Annotated in this window: 19 protein-coding genes and 1 pseudogene; 14 read left to right on the top strand and 6 right to left on the bottom strand. The window is 73.5% G+C overall.

Features of this window, described 5'->3' with window-relative positions; all coding sequences use genetic code 11:
• Nucleotides 1–81 precede the first annotated feature (81 nt).
• A complete protein-coding gene (locus tag RBL05_RS06335) occupies nt 82–1,728 on the top strand; it encodes a helicase HerA-like domain-containing protein (protein WP_308740229.1) in 1,647 nt (548 codons plus the stop codon).
• A 66-nt stretch (nt 1,729–1,794) separates the two neighbouring features.
• Here RBL05_RS06335 and RBL05_RS06330 read toward each other — a convergent pair whose 3' ends face one another.
• On the bottom strand, nt 1,795–2,541 hold the full coding sequence (locus RBL05_RS06330) for a phosphoglyceromutase (protein ID WP_259882768.1): 747 nt from the start codon (nt 2,539–2,541) through the stop codon (nt 1,795–1,797).
• A 212-nt stretch (nt 2,542–2,753) separates the two neighbouring features.
• On the opposite strand from RBL05_RS06330, the gene RBL05_RS06325 reads away from it, so the two are divergent.
• On the top strand, nt 2,754–3,425 hold the full coding sequence (locus tag RBL05_RS06325; RefSeq protein ID WP_308740230.1) for an HAD hydrolase-like protein: 672 nt from the start codon (nt 2,754–2,756) through the stop codon (nt 3,423–3,425).
• Nucleotides 3,426–3,449: 24 nt separating this feature from the next.
• On the opposite strand, the gene dtd is transcribed toward RBL05_RS06325, so the two are convergent.
• Together dtd and RBL05_RS06315 are read right to left on the bottom strand one after the other, a co-directional pair.
• Entirely contained in the window at nt 3,450–3,875 is a 426-nt protein-coding gene (dtd, locus tag RBL05_RS06320; protein WP_010551220.1) for a D-aminoacyl-tRNA deacylase, read from the bottom strand.
• 42 nt (nt 3,876–3,917) lie between these two features.
• Entirely contained in the window at nt 3,918–5,852 is a 1,935-nt protein-coding gene (locus tag RBL05_RS06315) for a phosphotransferase family protein (protein WP_308740231.1), read from the bottom strand.
• A gap of 53 nt (nt 5,853–5,905) precedes the next feature.
• Between RBL05_RS06315 and RBL05_RS06310 the strand changes: the two genes are divergently transcribed.
• The 7 genes and pseudogenes from RBL05_RS06310 (at nt 5,906) to purM (ending at nt 12,407) form a co-directional block, all read left to right on the top strand.
• The gene (locus tag RBL05_RS06310) at nt 5,906–6,331 is read left to right on the top strand and encodes a DUF3151 domain-containing protein (RefSeq protein WP_010551222.1); all 426 of its coding nucleotides are present in this window, start codon (nt 5,906–5,908) and stop codon (nt 6,329–6,331) included.
• Nucleotides 6,332–6,624: 293 nt separating this feature from the next.
• Nucleotides 6,625–7,923, top strand: coding sequence for an adenylosuccinate synthase (locus tag RBL05_RS06305; protein ID WP_070501027.1), 1,299 nt, complete (start codon nt 6,625–6,627; stop codon nt 7,921–7,923).
• Nucleotides 7,924–7,927: 4 nt separating this feature from the next.
• Nucleotides 7,928–8,404, top strand: coding sequence for a sterol carrier family protein (locus RBL05_RS06300; RefSeq protein WP_318604169.1), 477 nt, complete (start codon nt 7,928–7,930; stop codon nt 8,402–8,404).
• The gene (locus tag RBL05_RS06295; protein WP_318604168.1) at nt 8,401–9,198 is read left to right on the top strand and encodes a copper homeostasis protein CutC; all 798 of its coding nucleotides are present in this window, start codon (nt 8,401–8,403) and stop codon (nt 9,196–9,198) included. The genes RBL05_RS06300 and RBL05_RS06295 overlap by 4 nt, the downstream gene beginning before the upstream one ends.
• A complete protein-coding gene (locus RBL05_RS06290; RefSeq protein ID WP_308740233.1) occupies nt 9,195–9,602 on the top strand; it encodes a hypothetical protein in 408 nt (135 codons plus the stop codon). The genes RBL05_RS06295 and RBL05_RS06290 overlap by 4 nt, the downstream gene beginning before the upstream one ends.
• Nucleotides 9,603–9,766: 164 nt before the next feature.
• Nucleotides 9,767–11,256: pseudogene (purF, locus tag RBL05_RS06285) on the top strand (amidophosphoribosyltransferase).
• Nucleotides 11,253–12,407: a phosphoribosylformylglycinamidine cyclo-ligase gene (gene purM / locus RBL05_RS06280; protein WP_263311629.1), complete on the top strand. Its 1,155-nt coding sequence runs from the start codon at nt 11,253–11,255 to the stop codon at nt 12,405–12,407. The pseudogene purF and the gene purM overlap by 4 nt, the downstream one beginning before the upstream one ends.
• 88 nt (nt 12,408–12,495) lie before the next feature.
• Here the strand turns inward: purM and RBL05_RS06275 are convergent, their stop codons facing one another.
• Nucleotides 12,496–12,696 (bottom strand): DUF3073 domain-containing protein, encoded by a 201-nt coding sequence (locus RBL05_RS06275; protein WP_029360640.1) that lies wholly within the window; start codon nt 12,694–12,696, stop codon nt 12,496–12,498.
• Nucleotides 12,697–13,007: 311 nt separating this feature from the next.
• Here RBL05_RS06275 and RBL05_RS06270 point away from each other — a divergent pair, with 311 nt between their 5' ends.
• The 3 genes from RBL05_RS06270 to RBL05_RS06260 are packed head-to-tail and all read left to right on the top strand — an operon-like array spanning nt 13,008 to nt 14,783.
• Nucleotides 13,008–13,235, top strand: coding sequence for a BldC family transcriptional regulator (locus tag RBL05_RS06270; RefSeq protein ID WP_050815757.1), 228 nt, complete (start codon nt 13,008–13,010; stop codon nt 13,233–13,235).
• Nucleotides 13,232–14,248, top strand: a complete 1,017-nt coding sequence (locus RBL05_RS06265) for an alpha/beta hydrolase (protein ID WP_263311628.1) — start codon at nt 13,232–13,234, stop codon at nt 14,246–14,248. The genes RBL05_RS06270 and RBL05_RS06265 overlap by 4 nt, the downstream gene beginning before the upstream one ends.
• 31 nt (nt 14,249–14,279) lie before the next feature.
• Nucleotides 14,280–14,783, top strand: a complete 504-nt coding sequence (locus RBL05_RS06260) for a hypothetical protein (RefSeq protein ID WP_263311627.1) — start codon at nt 14,280–14,282, stop codon at nt 14,781–14,783.
• 70 nt (nt 14,784–14,853) lie between these two features.
• Here the strand turns inward: RBL05_RS06260 and RBL05_RS06255 are convergent, their stop codons facing one another.
• Entirely contained in the window at nt 14,854–15,999 is a 1,146-nt protein-coding gene (locus tag RBL05_RS06255; RefSeq protein WP_259883486.1) for a lysylphosphatidylglycerol synthase domain-containing protein, read from the bottom strand.
• 60 nt (nt 16,000–16,059) lie between these two features.
• Between RBL05_RS06255 and RBL05_RS06250 the strand changes: the two genes are divergently transcribed.
• Together RBL05_RS06250 and RBL05_RS06245 are read left to right on the top strand one after the other, a co-directional pair.
• Nucleotides 16,060–16,395: a hypothetical protein gene (locus RBL05_RS06250; RefSeq protein WP_259883487.1), complete on the top strand. Its 336-nt coding sequence runs from the start codon at nt 16,060–16,062 to the stop codon at nt 16,393–16,395.
• A gap of 154 nt (nt 16,396–16,549) precedes the next feature.
• Entirely contained in the window at nt 16,550–19,417 is a 2,868-nt protein-coding gene (locus RBL05_RS06245; RefSeq protein ID WP_308740236.1) for a UvrD-helicase domain-containing protein, read from the top strand.
• A 46-nt stretch (nt 19,418–19,463) separates the two neighbouring features.
• Here the strand turns inward: RBL05_RS06245 and RBL05_RS06240 are convergent, their stop codons facing one another.
• Nucleotides 19,464–19,880 (bottom strand): VOC family protein, encoded by a 417-nt coding sequence (locus RBL05_RS06240; RefSeq protein ID WP_259883489.1) that lies wholly within the window; start codon nt 19,878–19,880, stop codon nt 19,464–19,466.
• Between the last annotated feature and the right edge of the window lie 69 nt (nt 19,881–19,949).

Raw genomic sequence — 19,949 nt, 5'->3', positions numbered from 1 at the left:
GTAACGGGTGAGCCACCTCCTCCCGCTACGATCGGTGCGTCCCGACCACGAGCGTGCCGGTGCGCCGGCGAGGAGGCCACGATGACCAGCCCGCAGCAGGATCCCGGCACGCCCGAGATGCAGGACGCCGCCGCGCCCGAGACGCAGGACGCCCCGGCCGCACCGCCGGCGAGCTCGGCGGAGGCCGAGGCGATCCGCACCGCCTACGGTTTCGAGGGCGCGCGCATCCACCTCGGCGCGATGCTCGACGGGGACGAGCCCGACCCGAGCGTGCCGGTGAACCTCGCGGTCTCGATGCTGAACCGCCACGGCCTGATCGCGGGCGCGACCGGCACCGGCAAGACCCGCACCCTCCAGGTCATCGCCGAGCAGGCCGCCCACGCAGGAGCCGCCGTGTTCGTCGCCGACATGAAGGGCGACCTCTCCGGCATCGCCGTGCCCGGCACCGCCTCCGACAAGCTCACCGCGCGCGCCGCGGCCCGCGGCCAGGAGTGGGTCTCTCGCGCGGCGCCCACGGAGTTCTTCACCCTCGGCGGGCAGGGCGAGGGCGTCCCGATCCGCACCACCGTCTGCGACTTCGGGCCGGTGCTGATGGCGAAGGTGCTCGAGCTGAACCACACCCAGGAGTCCTCGCTCGGGCTGATCTTCCACTACGCGGACACCCAGGGCCTGGCGCTGCTGGACCTCAAGGACCTGCGCGCCCTGATCCAGTTCCTCACCTCCGACGAGGGCAAGGACGAACTCAAGGGCATCGGCGGGATCTCGAGCGCGACCGCCGGCGTGATCCTGCGCAGCCTCACCGCCTTCGAGGCCTCCGGCGCGGACGTCTTCTTCGGCGAGCCCGCCTTCGACACCCAGCAGCTGCTGCGCACGAAGGACGGCGCGGGCATGATCTCCTGCCTCGAGCTGCCCGGGGTCGCCTCCCGACCGGCGCTGTTCTCCACCTTCATGATGTGGATGCTGGCCGAGCTGTACCAGGAGCTGCCCGAGGTGGGCGATGCCGAGGTGCCGAAGCTGGTGTTCTTCTTCGACGAGGCGCACCTGCTGTTCAAGGACGCCTCCAAGGCGTTCCTGGACCAGGTGGTCCAGACCGTGCGCCTGATCCGCTCCAAGGGCGTGGGCATCTTCTTCGTCACCCAGACCCCGAAGGACCTCCCCGGCGACGTCCTCGCCCAGCTCGGCAACCGGGTCCAGCACGCGCTGCGCGCCTTCACCCCGGACGACGCGAAGGCGCTCAAGGCCACCGCGAAGACCTTCCCCACCTCCGAGCACGACCTCGAGGAGGTCATCCCCGCCCTCGGCACCGGTGAGGCGATCGTGACCGTGATGAGCGAGGACGGCGCCCCGACGCCGGTCGCGATCACCGCGGTGCGCGCCCCGGAGAGCTCGATGGAGCCCGCCGGCGAGCAGGTCATCAAGGAGTTTGCCGCGGCCTCTCCGCTGATGGACGAGTACGGCGAGGCGGTGGACAACGAGTCCGCCTACGAGATCCTCCAGAAGCGCGCCGCGGCCGACGCCGAGGCCGCGGCCGCCGCGGAGAAGGAGGCCGCGGGGAAGGGTGCCGCAAAGGGCGCGGGCTCCGAGGCGAAGCCCGCCGCGAAGAAGCCCGCGAAGAAGGACGAGGGGTTCATGGGCAACCCCGCCGTGAAGTCCTTCCTCCGCTCGGCCGGCACAGTGCTCGGCCGCGAGATCAGCCGCTCCCTGTTCGGGACCCGCAAGCGTCGCTGAGGCCGAGGACGAGAACGGCGCCCCCGCCGCGAGGTGGGGGCGCCGTTCTCATCGGGCGAGGTCAGATCACTTCTTGCCCTGGTTGGCGACGGCCTCGGCAGCGGCCTTCGCGGCGACCGGGTCGAGGTAGCGGCCGCCCTTCTCGACGGGCTGGAAGTCCTCGTCGAGCTCGTAGACCAGCGGCTGGCCGGTGGGGATGTTCAGGCCGGAGATCTCCTCGTCGGAGATGCCGTCGAGGTACTTCACCAGCGCGCGCAGCGAGTTGCCGTGGGCGGCGATCAGCACCGTCTTCCCCTCGACGAGATCGGGCTTGATGCCCTCCTCCCAGTAGGGGAGGAAGCGCTCGACGACGTCCTTGAGGCACTCGGACTTCGGCAGCTGGTCGCCGAGGTCGGCGTACTGCGGGTCCTGGTCCTGGGAGAACTCGGTGCCGAACTCGATCTCGGGCGGCGGGGTGTCGTAGGAGCGGCGCCAGGCCATGAACTTCTCCTCGCCGTACTTCTCGCGGATCTCCGACTTGTTCATGCCCTGCAGCGCGCCGTAGTGGCGCTCGTTCAGGCGCCAGTCGCGCTTGACGGGGATCCAGTGGCGGTCGGCCGCATCCAGGGAGAGGTTCGCGGTCATGATGGCGCGACGCTGCAGCGAGGTGTGCACGACATCGGGGAGGATGCCGGCCTCCTTCATCAGCTCGCCGCCGTCGACGGCCTCCTGGCGGCCCTTGTCGGTCAGGGCCACGTCGACCCAGCCGGTGAACAGGTTCTTCGCGTTCCAGTCGCTCTCGCCGTGGCGGAGCAGCACGAGTGTGTAGGTCATGGGCCCAGCCTACGCGGGCCGAGGCCGGCCGTGCATTCGGCGGCCATCGGTGGCCACGGGCGGGTTCGAGCCCCGACGCGGCCGACGGGCGCTCGGCGGCGCGCGTGCCGGCCGGGTCGCGGGTCCCGGTCGGGCCGCGGCTCGCGTCGGACCGGTGCCCGCGCCTCGGGCCCCCCGGGGACCATGACCGGCCGCCTGGATATGGTCGGACCATGACCGCTGTGACCTCCCGTGATCTCACCTCCGTGCCCGTCGTGCTGCTGGACCTGGACGGCACCGTCGTCGAGTCGGCGCCCGGCATCCTCGCCGCCCTCGAGCACGCCTTCGACGCCTGCGGCGAGGAGCATCCCGGTGCGGAGCGCCTGCAGTCCTTCATCGGGCCGCCGCTCGTGGACTCCTTCCGCTCCGAGCTGGGGATGGACGCCGAGCGGGCCGAGGCGCTGCGCCTGGCCTACACCGACCACTACCTCGCCGAGGGATTCACGTTCAGCGTCCCCTACGCCGGGATGGCAGACCTCATCTCCGGGCTGCGGGCCGACGGCCGCACCGTCGCGATCGCGACCAACAAGCCCGAGACCACCGCGCGCAGGGTGCTGGAGCACCAGGGCCTCACCGCGGACCTCGATCTGATCGGCGGCACCGATCTCGCCGCGGGCCGCACCCACAAGGCGCAGGTGATCGCCAGCGTCCTCGAGCGGCTCGGCGTCTCCGCGGCCGGCGGGGCCGTGATGGTGGGGGACCGACTGCACGACGCGGAAGGTGCCGCCGTGCACGGCCTCGACGCGGTGCTGGTGGGCTGGGGCTACGGCGGGGACGCCGAGCGCGCCGCCGACCTGCCCTACGCCGCGACGGTCCCCGAGCTCCACCGGATGCTGCGCGGCTGATCCTCCAGCCGAGGCTGCGGGTGCTCAGGCCTCGAGCAGGATCGTCACCGGCCCGTCGTTCGTCAGCCCCACCCGCATGTGGGCGCCGAAGCGGCCCGTCGCGACCGTGATCCCGCGCTCACGCAGCGCGTCGACCACCTGCTGCACGAGCGGCTCGGCGACCGGGGCCGGGGCGGCGCCGTTCCAGGACGGACGGCGCCCCTTGCGCACGTCGGCGTAGAGGGTGAACTGCGAGATCACGAGCACCTGCGCGCCCGTGTCCTGGACCGAGCGCTCGCCGTCCAGGATCCGCAGCTCGGCGATCTTCCGCGCGATCGTGGCGACCTGCTCGGGGCCGTCCTCATGGGTGACGCCGACGAGCGCGACGAGGCCCTCGCCGGTGATCTCTCCGACCACCTCGCCCTCGACCTCGACCCGGGCACCGTCGACTCTCTGGAGCACTGCACGCATGCCCTCGATCGTGGCACAGGTGCGGGCTCCGCCGGCGCGGGGTCAGCGGGGAGGGATCGAGGAGATCCTCCGCTCCTGGGTGGGGGAGTCGTCCTCGGGGTGCTGGTCGACCGGCTCGGACGGGCGGTCCGTCGGGGGAGCGGACTGCTGCGGCGCCGCCTGAGGGGGAACCGGCTGCGTCGGTGCCGACTGCTGGACCGGTGCGGCGAACTGCTGCGGCGGCGCGGAGCGGTCAGGGGCGCCGTGCTGCTGCGGCGGGGCGACGTACTGCGGCGCGGCCGACTGCTGCGGGGGCGCCGACTGCTGAGCCGGTGCCGACTGCTGCGGGGGTGCCGATTGCTGAGCTGGTGCCGAGTGGTGCGCCGGCGCCGAGTGCTGCGGGGCCGAGTGCTGCGGGGCCGAAACGTGCTGGGCCGACGGGTGCTGGGCCGACTGGTGGGGCGCCGACTGCGAGGGCGCCGAGCGCTGCGGCGGAGCGGACTGGTGCACCGCCGAGGAGCCCGACGGGGGAGCGATCCCGGGACCGCTCGGCACGTGCATGCCCTGGGCAGGGACCTGCCGCATGCCCGTCGGCCCCTGCGTCGGAGGGGACTGCGCGGCGCGCTGCGCCCCCGCGGCCGGACCAGCCTGCTGGGCGGCCGGTTGACCGGGCGCGGGCGTCGCGGGCTGCGCCGCGGCGGCCCGGTCGATCCGCTGCCGCTCCGCGTGCCGTGCCGCGGCGACCCACTCCTCGGCCACGCGCACGATCGCCTCGGTCGCGGCCTCCCAGGCCGCCTCCTGCTGACGGTGCGGCCCGGTCGCGAGCGAGAGCACGACCCCTGCGGAGCGCAGCGCGAGCTCCACCGGATCGACCCGTTCCTGGAAGGTCTCGTGCCAGGTGCGGATCGCGTCCTCGACCCGCTGCTGCATGCCGCGGTCGATGCGCCCGACGTTGCCGTAGTCGGCCAGGACGCTGAGATGAGCGAGCAGACAGGCGAGGTCGTCGGCGCGTCGGCCCGGGCCGACGGTGTCGATGTCGAGCAGGCCCACGACCCTGCCGTCCTGGACGAACACCTGCGCCTCGTAGAAGTCGCCGTGGACGACGTCGTGCGGGCGCATGTCGATCCGCTGCTCGATCGCGGCCAGGCCCTCGCGGATCTCCCGCACCAGCGCGTCCAGACGCGGCCCGAGCGCGGGCACCGCGGAGGCGACGATCCCCGCGTAGAACTCGACCGAGTCGGTCCACGGCGGCCGCAGCGACAGGCCGTACATCGAGGCGGGCAGGCGGTCCAGCAGCGCGACCAGGTCCTCGGCGCGGCAGGAGTCCACGCCCTCGTCGATCACCGCGCGGGCGAGCGGCCGGCCCGGCAGCTCCGCGAGCACGACGAGACCCTGATGGTGCGCGATGACCTCGGGCACCGGCACCCCGGCGGAGAGCAGGCGCTGATGGCGCTCCACGATCTCGCCGCTGCGGTGCGGCTGCATGACCTTGAGGTACACGGCCGCGGCGCCCTGGGAGGCGCGCAGCACGGCGCGCCGGCCGGGACGGTAGGAGACGACATCGATCGCGATCGGCTCGGACGGGTCCGGACCGAGGGAGACGCCCAGGTCGTGCAGGGTGCGGCCGACGATGTCGGGATAGCAGACCTGCGGGAGCATCGGCAGCCACGGATCGTGGGGGTAGCGCCACACCCGCACGTTGATGTCCCCGTCGGTCATCACCAGGGTCTGCTCGGCGACGTAGAGGTTCTTCTCGCGCTCCCCGATGTGGGCGCTCGCGCCGAACAGCTCCTCCCGGGCCGGGGCCTGGGGGCCGTCGAGCTCGGGCCAGGAGACCTGGGTGCGGTACAGGGCCTTGGTGCTGCGGCCAGGGCGGTGGTCGACGTGGTCGAGCTGCCAGCTGTGCAGCACCCCGCCCGAGTTGCCGACGGCCGAGCGGAGCAGCCCACCGGCTCCGGGCCCGGTGAGAAGCTCGGAGCCGTCCTGCGTGTGTGACATGGGCGATTCACTCTGTTCTGTGGTCATCGGGCGGCTGCGCCTACGATGCTTGCATGGCTGATCGTACCGATAACCTCACCAGCGGGAATCTCCTGGGCATTCCGGAGACCCGCCTCCCCGACGACTTCGTCGACGTCCAGGTCGCCGAGGAGCTCGTCGAGGGCGAGCCGCGCGAGGTCGTCGCCCGGCATCTGGACTCCCCTCTGGCCTGGGCCACCCTCGCCGAGGACGCGCTGAGCGACGGTGACGAGATCACCGCCTACGCCTGCGCCCGCACCGGCTACCACCGGGGCCTCGACGCGCTGCGCCGCAACGGCTGGCGCGGTCAGGGCCCGATCCCCGCCTCCCACGCGCCGAACCGCGGCGTGCTGCGTGCGCTGGCGCTGCTGGGAGAGGTCTCCCGCCGTCTCGGCGACCAGCCCGAAGCCGACCGCATCACCGACTTCCTGCGCGAGGCGGACCCGAGCCTGCTGGACTGAGCCGGCTCCCGGCCCGGGCCTGCGCGAGCCCGGCCGGACCGGCGGGACCTGCGCTGGCCTGGCAGGATCGGAGCCGGCCCGGACAGCGCGGGCGGTGCGTGTGCGACCAGCGGCGCCCAGTGCACAGCGGTCGCCGCATGCGGGGTCGGATGCCGGCTGAGCGCCACTGGATGCAGCGCCCGCCGTCACCCCTCGGACGTGCTCCCGGACGGCGCTTGGTAGGATCCACGCGGCCCTGTGCACCGCACGCGGTCACCTGTGCAGAAGTTCCGACATCGTTCCCAGGAGTCGCCATGCCCGCCGTCGTGATCGTCGGAGCCCAGTGGGGCGACGAGGGGAAGGGCAAGGCCACCGACCTGCTCGGAGAGCGCGTCGACTACGTCGTCAAGCCCAACGGGGGCAACAACGCCGGCCACACCGTGGTCGTCGACGGCGAGAAGTTCGAGCTCAAGCTCCTTCCCGCCGGAATTCTCTCCCCGCAGGTCACCCCCGTGATCGGCAACGGCGTCGTAGTGAACCTCGAGGCGCTGTTCGAGGAGATCGGGATGCTCGAGTCGCGCGGCGTGGACACCACCCGTCTGCGCATCAGCGCCAACGCCCACATCGTCGCGCCCTATCACCAGACCCTCGACAAGGTCACCGAGCGCTTCCTCGGCAAGCGCGCGATCGGCACCACCGGGCGCGGCATCGGCCCCGCCTACATCGACAAGGTGGGCCGTCTCGGCATCCGTGTGCAGGATCTCTACGACGCCTCGATCCTGCGCCAGAAGGTCGAGGGCGCGCTGCGTCAGAAGAACGAGCTGCTGGTCAAGCTCTACAACCGTCGCGCCGTCGAGGTCGACGAGATCGTCGAGGGCCTGCTCTCCTACGCGGAGCGCCTGCGCCCCATGGTCGTGGACACCACGCTGCTGCTGGGCGATGCGCTGGACCGCGGTGAGGTCGTGCTGATGGAGGGCGGCCAGGCCACCTTCCTCGACGTCGACCACGGCACCTACCCCTTCGTCACCAGCTCCAACCCCACCGCGGGCGGCGCCGTGACGGGCACCGGCGTCGGCCCCACCCGCATCGACCGGGTGATCGGGATCGTCAAGGCGTACACCACCCGCGTGGGCGCCGGACCGTTCCCCACCGAGCTCGAGGACAAGTGGGGCGAGTACCTCCAGAAGACCGGCGGCGAGGTGGGCGTGAACACCGGCCGTCCCCGCCGCTGCGGCTGGTACGACGCGCTGATGATCCGCCACGCGGTGCGCATCAACGGCTTCACCGACATCGTGCTGACCAAGCTCGACGTCCTCACCGGCATCGACGAGGTCCCGATCTGCACCGGCTACGACGTGGACGGCGTGATCCACCGCGAGATGCCGATGACCCAGACCGAGTTCCACCACGCCGTGCCGGTCTACGAGACCCTGCCCGGCTGGACCGAGGACCTCTCCGAGGCGCGCACCTTCGAGGAGCTGCCCGAGAACGCGCAGGCCTACGTGCGCCGCCTCGAGGAGCTCGCCGGCTGCCGCATCAGCGCCATCGGCGTGGGCCCGGACCGCGCCGACACCATCGCCGTCCATGACCTCCTGCCGGAGACGACGGCCTGACGTGGTGACCCGCCGTACCGACCCCGAGGCCGGCCGCGCCGCGCTCGCGGCCTGGGCGAGAGATCCCGCGGCCGCGCGCCGCCCGGTGCTCGCCCCCGCCGTGCGGCACACCCTGGAGCTCTTCGCCGAGGAGCATCCCGGCGGTGCCGTGGAGCTGCGGGTCCCGCCCTACGCCGCGGTCCAGGCCATCGCCGGCACCCGCCACACCCGCGGCACCCCGCCTGCCGTGGTCGAGACCGACGCCGCGACCTGGCTCGCTCTCGTCACCGGAGACCTGACCTGGGTCGCGGCCGTCGCGGACGGCCGGGTCACCGCGTCGGGCGAGCGCAGCGACCTCTCCGAGCTGCTGCCCCTGCCCGGCCCGCGACGCACGGTCCGCACCGCCGGCGGCACCGGCGGGCGGCCCGCCGGCGGCGAGGCGCCGAACGACGACGGGTCGGCCCCGGACCGCGGCGAGCAGACCGCCGAGGAGACGCGATGAGCCCCGCCGTCGAGATCGCCGTGGAGGACCTCGCCGGCCTCGAGGTCGCCGCGCTCGCCGGCGCCGACCGGATCGAGCTGTGCCAGGACCTCGACCTCGGCGGCACCACCCCCGCGCCCGAGCTCGTCGAGCCGGCCGTGCGCCGCGCCCGCGAGCTCGTCGCCGCCCGGGACGCGAAGCCCCACCTCGACGTGCACGCGCTGATCCGCCCCCGGGCGAGCAGCGCGGACTTCCTCGGCAGGCCGACCGAGTTCGCGGCCGACGCCGACGCGACCTGGCAGATGGCGGACCAGGCGGCCGCCGTCGTCGACGCCGGCGCCGCGGGCGTCGTGCTCGGGGTGCTGACCGAGGCCGGCGAGCTCGACCTCCCCGCCCTCGAAGCCGTGCGCGACAGCGCCCTCCTCGCCGCCCAGCGCGCCGGCCGCGGACTGACCCTCACCCTGCACCGCGCCGTCGACGCGATGCCCTCGCGCGAGGCCCGCGTCGCCGCCGTCCAGGCCGCGATCGGCCTCGGGATCCACCGAGTTCTCAGCTCGGGAGGGCAGGCTCGGGCCCTCGACGGCGCCGACGACCTCTCCGCGATGGTCGACGCCGCCGAGGACCTCGTCGAGATCTGCGCCGGGGGAGGGGTCCGCCCCGCCGACGTCGTGGACCTCGTCCGACGCTCCGGCGTCGGCTCCGTGCACCTCTCCGCCCGTCGGCGGCCCGGTGCGCCCGTCGAGCCCGACGCCCCCGAGACCCTGACCGACCCGGCGATCGTCGCCGCGACGGTCGATGCCGCAGGAGAGCTGTGAACACCGTGAACACCACCGAGAACCCCCAGTCCCGTCCCGAGGACGAGGATCGCGAGCACCTGACGGGCCGCACGGACGCCGCGGCGGATGCCGTCGACTCGGCCCCCACCGCTGACCCGACCGACGCCGACGGCGCCGGGGAGGCAGAGGAAGCCGGGAGTCCGCGCACCGCCCTCTACGTCCGCCGCCGGCGCGCCCCCGCCCTCGGGTTCTGGGTCCTGCTGTCCTTCCTGGTGCCCGGGATCCTGGCCCTGCTGAGCGTGCCGCTGTTCGGCTTCGGCGACCTCCGCGGCGTCGTGAACTTCGTGCTGCTGGCCATGGTCGTGATCGGGCTCCCGATCGCGGCGATCGCCTCGTTCGTCGATGCGCGCCGCCACCGCCGCGAGGACCGCCGCCGCGGCTGAGCGCCCGCATCCCCGGGTCGAGTGCACGCATCCCGCGGTCGAGCGCACGCCTCCCGCCCCGGGGACCGCGTGGGCGGGCGGGTGCCGCACCCCTCCCTGCCGCGCCCTGCCCGCGGGACGGACCGCACGGCGGCCTCAGGTCCTCGCTGTGGCATCATGGACCGGTGGCACGCGGCGACGGAAAACTCTCCCATGACCTGCTCCCCGGGAGAAGGGCCCGCAGGACGCCTGCGGGGTCTTCGGCGTCTTCGCCCCCGGCGAGGACGTCTCGAAGCTGACCTACTACGGGCTGTACGCGCTGCAGCACCGCGGCCAGGAGTCCGCGGGCATCGCGACCTCCGACGGCTCGCAGATCCTGGTCTACAAGGACATGGGACTGGTCTCCCAGGTCTTCGACGAGGCCTCCCTCGGCACCCTCCAGGGGCACATCGCGATCGGGCACACCCGCTACGCGACCACCGGCGGGTCCGTCTGGTCCAACGCCCAGCCCACCCTCGGCCCCCGGCACGAGGGCACCGTGGCGCTCGCCCACAACGGCAACCTCGTCAACACCGAGGAGCTGCTCGAGCTGATCCACGAGCGGCAGGGCACGCCCCGCACCGGCGAGCTCGCCCGCGGCAACACCACCGACACCGCCCTGGTCACCGCGCTGCTGAACTCCGAGGGCACCCTCGCCGACTCGCTGCGCGAGGTCATGCCGCACCTGCGCGGCGCCTACTGCTTCACCCTCATGGACGAGACCGCGCTGTACGCGGCGCGGGACCCGCAGGGCATCCGCCCGCTGGTGCTGGGCCGGCTCGAGCGCGGCTGGGTCATCGCCTCGGAGACCGCGGCGCTGGACATCTGCGGTGCGAGCTTCGTGCGCGAGGTCGCCCCCGGCGAGATGGTCATCGTCGACGAGCAGGGCCTGCACAGCGAGCAGGTCGTCCCCGCGGAGCCCAAGGGCTGCGTGTTCGAGTACGTGTACCTCGCCCGTCCCGACACCCGCATCGCCGGACGCAGCGTGAACGAGTCCCGCGCCGAGATGGGCCGCCAGCTCGCCCGCGAGCACCCCGTCGAGGCCGACCTGGTCATCCCCACCCCCGAGTCCGGGACCCCTGCCGCGATCGGCTACGCCCAGGAGTCCGGTATCCCCTACGGGCAGGGCATGGTCAAGAACGCCTACGTGGGCCGCACCTTCATCCAGCCCTCCCAGACCATCCGCCAGCTCGGCATCCGCCTGAAGCTCAACCCGCTGCGCGAGGTGATCCAGGGCAAGCGCCTCGTGGTCATCGACGACTCCATCGTGCGCGGGAACACGCAGCGCGCCGTGGTGCGGATGCTGCGCGAGGCCGGCGCCGCCGAGGTCCATGTGCGGATCTCCTCGCCGCCGGTGCGCTGGCCCTGCTTCTACGGCATCGACTTCGCCTCCCGGGCCGAGCTCATCGCCAACGGCCTGGGCATCGAGGAGATCGCCCGCTCGCTCGGCGCGGACTCGCTCGGCTACATCTCCGAGGAGGGGATGATCGCCGCCAGCGGCCAGCTTGAGGAGCGGCTGTGCACCGCCTGCTTCTCCGGGAAGTACCCGGTCGCCCTGCCGGAGCCCGTCGCCCGGGCACAGGGCATCCTCCAGGCTCGCCCCGGCGAGCCGGCCGCCGTCGGGAAGGACGCATGAACACCACCCCCCGCCCCGCCTCGGGCGACGCGATCACCTACGCCTCCGCCGGTGTCGACACCGCTGCGGGCGACCGTGCCGTCGAGCTGATGAAGGAGGCCGTCGCGGCGACGCACGGCCCCGACGTCCTCGGCGGGATCGGCGCCTTCGCCGGGCTCCTCGACGTCTCCGCGCTGAAGGAGTACCGCCGCCCGCTGCTCGCCTCCTCGACCGACGGCGTCGGCACGAAGATCGCGATCGCGCGCGCCCTCGACGTGCACGACACGATCGGCCAGGACCTGGTCGGCATGGTCATCGACGACATCGTCGTGGTCGGCGCCGCACCGCTGGCGATGACCGACTACATCGCCTGCGGCGCCGTGGTGCCCGAGCGGATCGCCGACATCGTGCGCGGGATCGCCGAGGGATGCCGCCTCGCGGGCTGCGCCCTCGTCGGCGGGGAGACCGCCGAGCACCCGGGGCTGATGTCCGCCGAGGACTACGACGTCGCGGGCGCCGCGGTCGGCGTGGTCGAGGCCGACGACCTGCTGGGCCCCGACCGGGTGCGCCAGGGCGACGTCGTGATCGGCATGGACGCCTCCGGCCTGCACTCCAACGGGTACTCCCTGGTCCGCGCCGTGGTCTCCGCCGCCGGGCTCACCCTCGAGCAGCGCGTCGAGGACTTCGGCCGCACGCTGGGGGAGGAGCTCCTGGAGCCCACCCGCATCTACACCGCGGACCTGCTGGCCGTGCTGCGCGACGCCCGCACCGTCGGCGCGGTCCACGCCCTCAGCCATGTCACCGGCGGCGGGCTCGCCGCGAACCTCGCCCGGGTCATGCCGCACGGCCTCGCGGCCCGCGTGGACCGCGCCCTCTGGGAGCCGACCCCCGTGTTCTCCCGCGTCGCCGGGTGGGGCTCCGTCCCGCAGCTCGACCTCGAGGGCACGCTGAACATGGGCATCGGCATGGTCGCCCTGGTCGCGCAGGAGCAGGCCGACCAGGTCCTGGCCGTGCTCGCCGAGCGCGGCCTCGGTGCCCGCGCGATCGGCGAGGTCGTGGCCGAGGAGTCCCTGCCCGAGCCCGGCCATGTGCTCGAGCACGTCGTCGCCGGCGCCAAGGGCGTCGAGGGCGGCGCGGTCATGCTCGCCGGCCAGCACCCCGGCTGGGCCTGAGCGGCCACCCCGCACACAGCAGGAGGGCCGACCCATCAGGTCGGCCCTCCTGGTGTGCGGGGGCTCCGCGGAGCCTGCCGCGCGCCGCTCAGCGGCGATGTGCGGACGGGGCGTCCTCGTCGGCCCAGTCCTCGGCGTCCTCGCCCCAGTCGTCCCCGTCGGCGGAGGAGGTCTCGCTCCGCTGAGACTGCAGCTCCCGCTGCAGCGCTGAGAGATCCGTCGGCGGGCTGTAGTACTTGAGGTCTCGTGCCACCTTGGTGTGCTTGGCTTTCTGTCGGCCGCGACCCATGGATCTGACCCCCTGTGCGTCGGGTGCCGGGTGTGCTCGACGACCCGGAGGATGGCATTAGTTTCGGATGCCCAGAGTACATGGTCGCTCCGGCCGACGGCGAACCGCGACCCTCCGGACGTGCCCGACGTCCCTTCTGCGGCGCCCGGTGTGACGGGCGGAGCACCGCCCGGTGAAGGAATTGGGCGTTTCGCGGCCCGCCTTCTACCGGCCCATACACCGTACCGGGTAGTCTTATCTCGGTACTCGAGTGCAGTGGGGACCCCCGTCCCGTCTCGAGCCGTCTCCCCCAGCGAAAGGTCTCCTCCTCGATGAACGCTTCCACGGATCAGCACCCCGGTGGAGTGCCCGACGGGGACGACGCCGCTGAGCTGATGACGCCCGCGGAGGTCGCGAGCATGTTCCATGTGGACCCCAAGACGGTCACGCGCTGGGCCCAGGCGGGCAAGCTCACCTACATGCGCACCCTCGGCGGTCACCGCCGCTACCGCCGCGGCGAGGTCGTCGAGCTGCTGCGGGAGAGCTCCAAGGACGTGTGAGCACCGACCCGGTGCTCGGAGCGGGCTACACGCTCCACCGGATCGACCTCGGCAGCGACGACGAGGGACCGCTGCAGGCGAGCCTCATCCACCGCGAGCCCGTCCCGGGCGACGCTCCCCGCACCGGACGGACCCCGCCCGTGCTGCTGATGCACGGCTGGTCGGACTACGTCTTCGACCGTGACCTGATGGACCACCTCGGCGCCCGCGGCCACGACGTCTGGGGCCTGGACCTGCGCAAGTGCGGCCGCAGCATCCTGCCCGGTCAGACTCCCACCGAGATCGACCACCTCAGCCGGTACGACGAGGAGATCGGAGCGTCGCTGCGCCGCATCGGCCGCAGCTCGCCCCCGGTGATCCTCGCCCACTCCGCGGGAGGACTCGTCGCGACGCTCTACGCGCTGCGCCATCCCGGCGCGGTCCGGGGCCTCGCCCTGAACTCGCCGTGGCTCGAGATGCATCTCGGACCGGGCGCGCGGAAGCTGCTCGAGGGCCCGGTGCAGCTGCTGGCCCGCCGGCTGAGGACCAGGCCCATCCTCCCCGTCGGCGACGACAGCTACGCCCGTGCCACCCATCGTGACCTGGGCGGTGACTACGACTACGACCTCGAGCTGAAGCCGCCCGGGGGCCACCGCTTCCCCGCCAGCACCCTCCGGGCGATGCTCGATGGGCACCGGCGTCTGGCGGCCGCCGGCCCGCTCGCCGTACCGGCGCTGGTCCTGCACTCGGACCGCACCGCGATCACGTCACGACGGGGCGAGCGCGCCCTCCGCGCCGACACCGTCCTGGACGTGCGCTCCCTCGCCGCGGCCGCGCGGCGGCTCGGCCCCCGGGTGCGGATCGTGCCCGTCGACGGGGCGCGGCACGACGTCTTCCTCTCCGATCCGCCGGTGCGGGCGACGGCGATCGAGATCCTCGACGACTGGCTGGCCACGGATCTGCTCTCAGCGCCTACGATGATCGGGACAGGCCGCACCGCGGGACCCGACGCCTCCGAGACCGGGGCCTCGTGACCCTCGAGACCTCGTGACAAGGAGGAGCACGATGACCGCGGACCCCCATGGCCTCAGAGCCCTCGCCGATGCCCAGCGCCGTGGGGCGGATCGGCTCACCCTCCTGCGCCTGCGCCTGGCGAACACGCTGGCCGAGGCCGGTCGCGCGGAGCAGCCCGAGGTCCGCGAGATCGGGGAGCAGGTCCACGAGCGCTGGACCCGCGAGGAGCATCCCGAGCTGGGACGCCTGGTCACGGGTCTGCGCGCGGCTGCGAAGCAGCTCGACCAGGAGGCGGTCCGGGCGGAGCGGCTCAGCGGCCGCCGCATGGGCGGCTACACCGGCGCCGGCTTCCTGGGGCGCGGCAGGGAGGCGAGCCGTCACGTGCACGAGGTCGCCGCGGTCGTCGCCGCCGAGCCCGCCTTCGTCGGCACCGAGCACGGGGCGAGCATCGGCGGCTTCCCGCTGCAGCCGAGCGTCCGGGAGGGTTTCCTCGCGCATCCCTCCTCCGCCCTCGGCATCGAGACCCCCGACTTCGACGAGGACGACGAGGGCTGAGCGGCGACGCGGCCCCGGCCCGCGCCCGGCCGGTGCCGACGCGACGCCCGTGCCGCCGCCGCGGGACGCGTCAGCGCCGCGCGGGAGTCCGCGTGAGCGCCGCGGGCACGGCGACCGCCCCGGCCAGCAGCGGCACCACCAGCATCGCGACCAGCAGCAGGAGCATCGCGGCGGCGGCATCGGCCGAGCCCACCCCGAGGCCGACCAGTGCCGCCCCGCTGACGGTCTCGGAGATCCCCGCACCGCCCGGCGTCAGCGGCACCAGCGCGAGCACCCTGCCCAGCGCGAAGACGGCGAGGACGAACAGCGCGGGCACCTCGGCGCCGACCGCCTCGATCGCGAGCCACAGGGCGGCGAGCTGGAGCGCCCGCGCCGCGAGCGTGGGCAGCGCGAGCGCGGGGAGCCGGCGCCGCAGCATCCCCACCAGCGCCTCCCGCTGGTGGAGGATCTCCGCCGACGCCCCGGCGGGGAGCATCCCGTCGGCCTGTGCGAGCAGCGCCGTGAGCACGCCGCGGCGCAGCAGCACCGCGCTGAGGACGAGGGCGATCACGGCGCCGGCTGCGGCCACGGCGGCCGCCCACAGCCAGCCGGCGGCGAGCGCGCCGGCCGGGGTGAGGGCGGAGCCGAGCAGGTAGGAGCCGGCGCCCAGCAGCGGCACCAGCACCGAGGTGATCGCCATCTCGACCAGCGAGGCGGCGAGGATGCCGGTGAGCACCACGGGCAGGGCGATCCCGCTGCGACGCAGGACCCAGGCCAGCAGTCCCAGACCCAGCACGGACCCGCCCGGCAGGGCGAGCGCGGCACCCTGGGAGGCGACGTGGCCCTGCAGCACGGGGGAGGGGCGGGAGCCGGGCACCGCGGCGCGGACCGTCATCGCCTCCAGCAGCAGCGCCCCCGCGCCGAACACGAGCATCGCGGGCACGGACCACCACGGCAGCGCGGCGAGGCTCGCGACGATCTCGTCCCAGCTCGCGCCGGTCGCCCACGGCAAGCCCCAGACCAGCAGGGCGATCACCAGCAGGCCCGAGGCCGCCGCGGCGAGCAGGCGCCCGGCGCCGGGACGCTCCGGCGGGGCGGAGCCGAGGTCCTCGGTGAGCATCGCGAGCCGCTGCGGGCTGTGGACCGCCCGCGAGGCCCGGTCCGTGCTCCGCGCCGGCTCTGCGCTCTCGGGGGGCTCCGGTGCGGGGTCCTGGGGGCCGGGAGGTGCCTCTGACATGCGGTGATTCTCGCACGCTATGTCGCTGGAGTTCCCAGGCCCGGGATCTAACATGGTGTCATGTCCTTCCTGATCTCGCTCTTCGTCGTGCTGCACATGATCTGCTGGGCCGTGGCGCTCGGCACCTGGTTCGCCTCCGCCCGCACCCGCGTCCCGAACAAGGGGATGGCCCATGCCACCGCGGGCGCGCTCGTGTTCGGCATCGTCCTGGCCGCCCTCGTCTCCATCGGCGGCGACCCGAACCACATGAAGCTCGGCATCAAGCTGCTCCTGGCGATCGTCGCCACCGTCCTCGCCTACATCGCGAACAGGAAGCAGACCGAGACCCCCTCGGCCGTCTGGTTCGGCATCCCCACCGCGATCATCGTCAACATCATCGTGGCGGTCTTCGTCTGATCCGATCCCCGCGGGGGGCCTCCCGCGGAGCGACGGAGCCGCGGGCGGTGCCCGCGGCGACGAGGGAGCCCACCTCCCCTCCACCGCGACCTCCGTCCCCACGGGGCCCGGCAGCACACCCGCTGTCGGGCCCCGCGCCTATCCTGGAGGCCTCATGAGCTCACTCTTCGACGACCTCTCGCTGCCCGACGCCTTCCGCCGCCTGGACGGCGTGCAGGTGACGCCCTCGGCCCTGCCCTCCCGGGCCGCGGCCGACGACGACGCTCGCGCCGACGGACGCACCGACGGCGAGGAGATGCACCGCGAGGAGGAGGCCCCGGACCTGCTCGACCGCGAGCCGCCGCCCGAGCACGAGGAGCCCCCGTACGAGGAGGAGCCGCCCTACGAGGACGAGCCGCCGCGGGAGGAGCCCGCGCCCGTCGCCGCCCCGCCCGCCCCGGCGCCGTCCCGTCGTCGGGTCCCGGCGGACTCACCCGCCCTCGCCGAGCTCGTCGACGGCCTGAACCCCGCCCAGCGCGAGGCGGTCGAGCACCGGGGCAGCCCGCTGCTGATCGTCGCCGGCGCCGGCTCCGGCAAGACCCGCGTGCTCACCCGCCGCATCGCCCACCTGCTGCGCGCCGGCGAGGCGCTGCCCGGCGAGATCCTCGCGATCACCTTCACCAACAAGGCCGCCGCCGAGATGCGCGAGCGCGTCGAGGAGCTGATCGGCCCCGCCGCCCGCTCGATGTGGGTCTCCACCTTCCACAGCGCCTGCGTGCGCATCCTGCGCCGCGACGCCGCCGCGGCCGGGCTGAAGAGCTCCTTCACGATCTACGACAGCGCCGACTCGCTGCGCCTGATCACCACGATCGCCAAGGACCTCCAGCTCGACACCAAGAAGCACGCCCCCCGCGCGCTCGCCTCCCGCATCTCGACGCTGAAGAACGACCTCGTGGACCCGATCGACTTCGCCGATCAGGCCGAGAGCGCGAAGAACCCGTTCGAGAAGACGCTCGCGAAGATCTTCACGAACTACACCGAGCGCCTGCGCCAGGCCAACGCCGTCGACTTCGACGACCTGATCGGCCTGACCGTCGCGCTGCTGCGCGAGAACCCCGCGATCCGCGAGGGCTACCGGCGCCGCTTCCGCCACCTGCTGGTGGACGAGTACCAGGACACCAACACCGCCCAGTACCAGCTGGTGCGGGAGCTGGTGGGGGAGGACCCGCGCGCCGATCTCACCGTCGTCGGCGACTCCGACCAGTCGATCTACGCCTTCCGCGGTGCGACGATCCGCAACATCATCGAGTTCGAGCAGGACTTCCCCTCCGCGCGCACCATCGTGCTGGAGCAGAACTACCGCTCGACCCAGAACATCCTCACCGCCGCGAACGCGGTGATCGAGGAGAACCAGGGCCGCCGCAAGAAGAACCTCTGGACCGACCAGGGCGAGGGGGAGCAGATCACCCTCTACGTCGCCGACGACGAGCAGTCCGAGGCCCGCTACATCGGCCGTCAGATCGACGCGCTCGTGGACGACGGCCGTCGTGCCGGGGACATCGCGATCTTCTACCGCGCCAACGCCCAGTCCCGGGCGCTGGAGGACCAGCTGATCCGCGTGGGCCTGCCGTACCGCGTGGTGGGCGGCACGCGCTTCTACGAGCGGCGCGAGATCAAGGACGCGATCGCCTACCTGCAGGTGCTCGCCAACCCCGCCGACGAGATCAACCTGCGCCGCATCCTCAACGTCCCCAAGCGCGGGATAGGCGACCGCGCCGAGGCCGCGATCGCGATGCTCGCCGAGCGGGACCGGATCAGCTTCGGGGAGGCGCTGCGCCGCGCGGAGGAGGCGCCGGGCATCGCGACCCGCTCGCTGAACGCCGTGCGCACCTTCGTGGCGATGCTCGAGGACCTCCAGGCGATGGCCGAGCGCGGCGATGGCCCCGCCGAGCTGCTCGAGGCGATCCTCACCCGCTCCGGCTACTACGCCGAGCTGCAGGGCAGCGACGACCCGCAGGACGAATCCCGCCTGGAGAACCTCGCCGAGCTGATCAGCGTGGCCGCGGAGTTCGAGGCGCAGATGGAGGAGCTCGACGCGCTCGCCAGCGAGATGGAGGACGAGGAGGGCGACGCCGCCGCGGCCGGGGGCACGGAAGGCGCTGCCGAGGCCGAGGAGGATGCAGCCGCCGAGGGCACAGCGGACGCAGCCGCGGCGGGCTCCGCGGACGCGGTCGCCGAGGCGACCGGCGCGGTCGTCGCCGGAGCGGCCCCCGTTTCCGACCCCGTCGGCGCCGACATCGCCCCGGACGCGGCGCTGACCGCGCCGGACGATCCCGAAGCGAGCCTCGTGGACCGCTTCCTGGAGAAGGTCTCCCTCGTCGCGGACGCCGACCAGCTGCCAGGGGAGGAGGACCAGTTCGTCACCCTCATGACCCTGCACACCGCCAAGGGCCTCGAGTTCCCGGTCGTGTTCCTCACCGGCATGGAGGACGGAACCTTCCCCCACAACCGCACGCTCCAGGATCCCGACGAGCTCGAGGAGGAGCGGCGACTGGCCTACGTGGGCATCACCCGCGCCCGCGAGAAGCTCTATCTCACCCGCGCGCAGATGCGCTCGATGTGGGGACAGTCCCAGTACATGCCCGCCAGCCGCTTCCTCGACGAGGTGCCGGAGGAGGTCCTGGACGTGGCGCGCGCCGGCTCCACCCTCGGCGGCGCCGGGTTCGGCGGCGGAAGCTTCTCCGGCGGCTCCGGCTTCGGCGGCGGTCGCGGCGGGGGCCGGGGGCCGTCCTTCAGCGGCGGGGTCGGCGGCGGCCGCTCCGACGTGAAGCGCCCCAGCTTCGGATCCGGTCGCACCGCCACGCCCACCGACAAGCTCCCGCAGCTCGCCGTCGGCGACCGCGTCACCCACGACTCCTTCGGGATGGGCACGGTCGCGGAGGTCTCCGGACAGGGCGACAAGACGCAGGTCGAGGTCCAGTTCCGCGACCCCCACGGCCGCAAGCGCCTGCTACTGCGCTACGCCCCGCTGACCAAGCTCTGAGCGGGCCGGCGCGCGGGCCGCGCGCCGCAAGGGCGAGCCGCGGCGGTCAGGGGCCGGCGACCAGCTCGACCTCGATGCCGTGAGGGTCCTCCGCGTACCAGGCGGTGTGGTCCCCGCCGCCCGCATGCGGGTAGTGCTCCGCGAACAGCTCCCGCCAGCCGTGCCCGGGCCCTTCCCGTCGGACCCGGTCCAGCAGCTCGCGGTCCCGCACCCGCAGCGCGAGATGGTTCATGCCTGGGGCGCGCCGCTCGGCGCGCTCGCCGCGCACGTCCTCGGACTGCTCGAGGACGAGATGGGAGCCGTCGGCGTGGCGCCAGATCCGCCCGAGCTCCCAGCCCTCGACGCGCTCGGCCCGCCAGCCCAGCGTGGTCATCAGCCAGTGCCAGGCCGGCTCCGAGACGGCGAGGTCCGCGGTCCAGAGCTCGAGGTGGTGCAGGCCGGAGGAGGGCGACGGTGCGTTCATGGGGCCGACGGTATCCCGCGGCCACGCCCGCTCCGAGCACCGCCGACTCTCTGAGGGGGCGGGCGTCCG

The organism is Brachybacterium sp. GU-2, assembly GCF_030866705.2.
GTDB lineage: Bacteria > Actinomycetota > Actinomycetes > Actinomycetales > Dermabacteraceae > Brachybacterium > Brachybacterium conglomeratum.
Note: the sequence above shows the minus strand (reverse complement) of the source record. Positions and strands in the feature narration are given on the sequence as shown.

Excerpts from the sequence above, each read along its gene's own strand:
- RBL05_RS06335 (WP_308740229.1), top strand. The coding sequence starts at position 82 with ATGACCAGCCCGCAGCAGGATCCCGGCACGCCCGAGATGCAGGACGCC.
- RBL05_RS06330 (WP_259882768.1), bottom strand. The coding sequence starts at position 2,541 with ATGACCTACACACTCGTGCTGCTCCGCCACGGCGAGAGCGACTGGAAC.
- RBL05_RS06325 (WP_308740230.1), top strand. The coding sequence starts at position 2,754 with ATGACCGCTGTGACCTCCCGTGATCTCACCTCCGTGCCCGTCGTGCTG.
- dtd (WP_010551220.1), bottom strand. The coding sequence starts at position 3,875 with ATGCGTGCAGTGCTCCAGAGAGTCGACGGTGCCCGGGTCGAGGTCGAG.
- RBL05_RS06315 (WP_308740231.1), bottom strand. The coding sequence starts at position 5,852 with ATGTCACACACGCAGGACGGCTCCGAGCTTCTCACCGGGCCCGGAGCC.
- RBL05_RS06310 (WP_010551222.1), top strand. The coding sequence starts at position 5,906 with ATGGCTGATCGTACCGATAACCTCACCAGCGGGAATCTCCTGGGCATT.
- RBL05_RS06305 (WP_070501027.1), top strand. The coding sequence starts at position 6,625 with ATGCCCGCCGTCGTGATCGTCGGAGCCCAGTGGGGCGACGAGGGGAAG.
- RBL05_RS06295 (WP_318604168.1), top strand. The coding sequence starts at position 8,401 with ATGAGCCCCGCCGTCGAGATCGCCGTGGAGGACCTCGCCGGCCTCGAG.
- purM (WP_263311629.1), top strand. The coding sequence starts at position 11,253 with ATGAACACCACCCCCCGCCCCGCCTCGGGCGACGCGATCACCTACGCC.
- RBL05_RS06275 (WP_029360640.1), bottom strand. The coding sequence starts at position 12,696 with ATGGGTCGCGGCCGACAGAAAGCCAAGCACACCAAGGTGGCACGAGAC.
- RBL05_RS06270 (WP_050815757.1), top strand. The coding sequence starts at position 13,008 with ATGAACGCTTCCACGGATCAGCACCCCGGTGGAGTGCCCGACGGGGAC.
- RBL05_RS06260 (WP_263311627.1), top strand. The coding sequence starts at position 14,280 with ATGACCGCGGACCCCCATGGCCTCAGAGCCCTCGCCGATGCCCAGCGC.
- RBL05_RS06255 (WP_259883486.1), bottom strand. The coding sequence starts at position 15,999 with ATGTCAGAGGCACCTCCCGGCCCCCAGGACCCCGCACCGGAGCCCCCC.
- RBL05_RS06250 (WP_259883487.1), top strand. The coding sequence starts at position 16,060 with ATGTCCTTCCTGATCTCGCTCTTCGTCGTGCTGCACATGATCTGCTGG.
- RBL05_RS06245 (WP_308740236.1), top strand. The coding sequence starts at position 16,550 with ATGAGCTCACTCTTCGACGACCTCTCGCTGCCCGACGCCTTCCGCCGC.
- RBL05_RS06240 (WP_259883489.1), bottom strand. The coding sequence starts at position 19,880 with ATGAACGCACCGTCGCCCTCCTCCGGCCTGCACCACCTCGAGCTCTGG.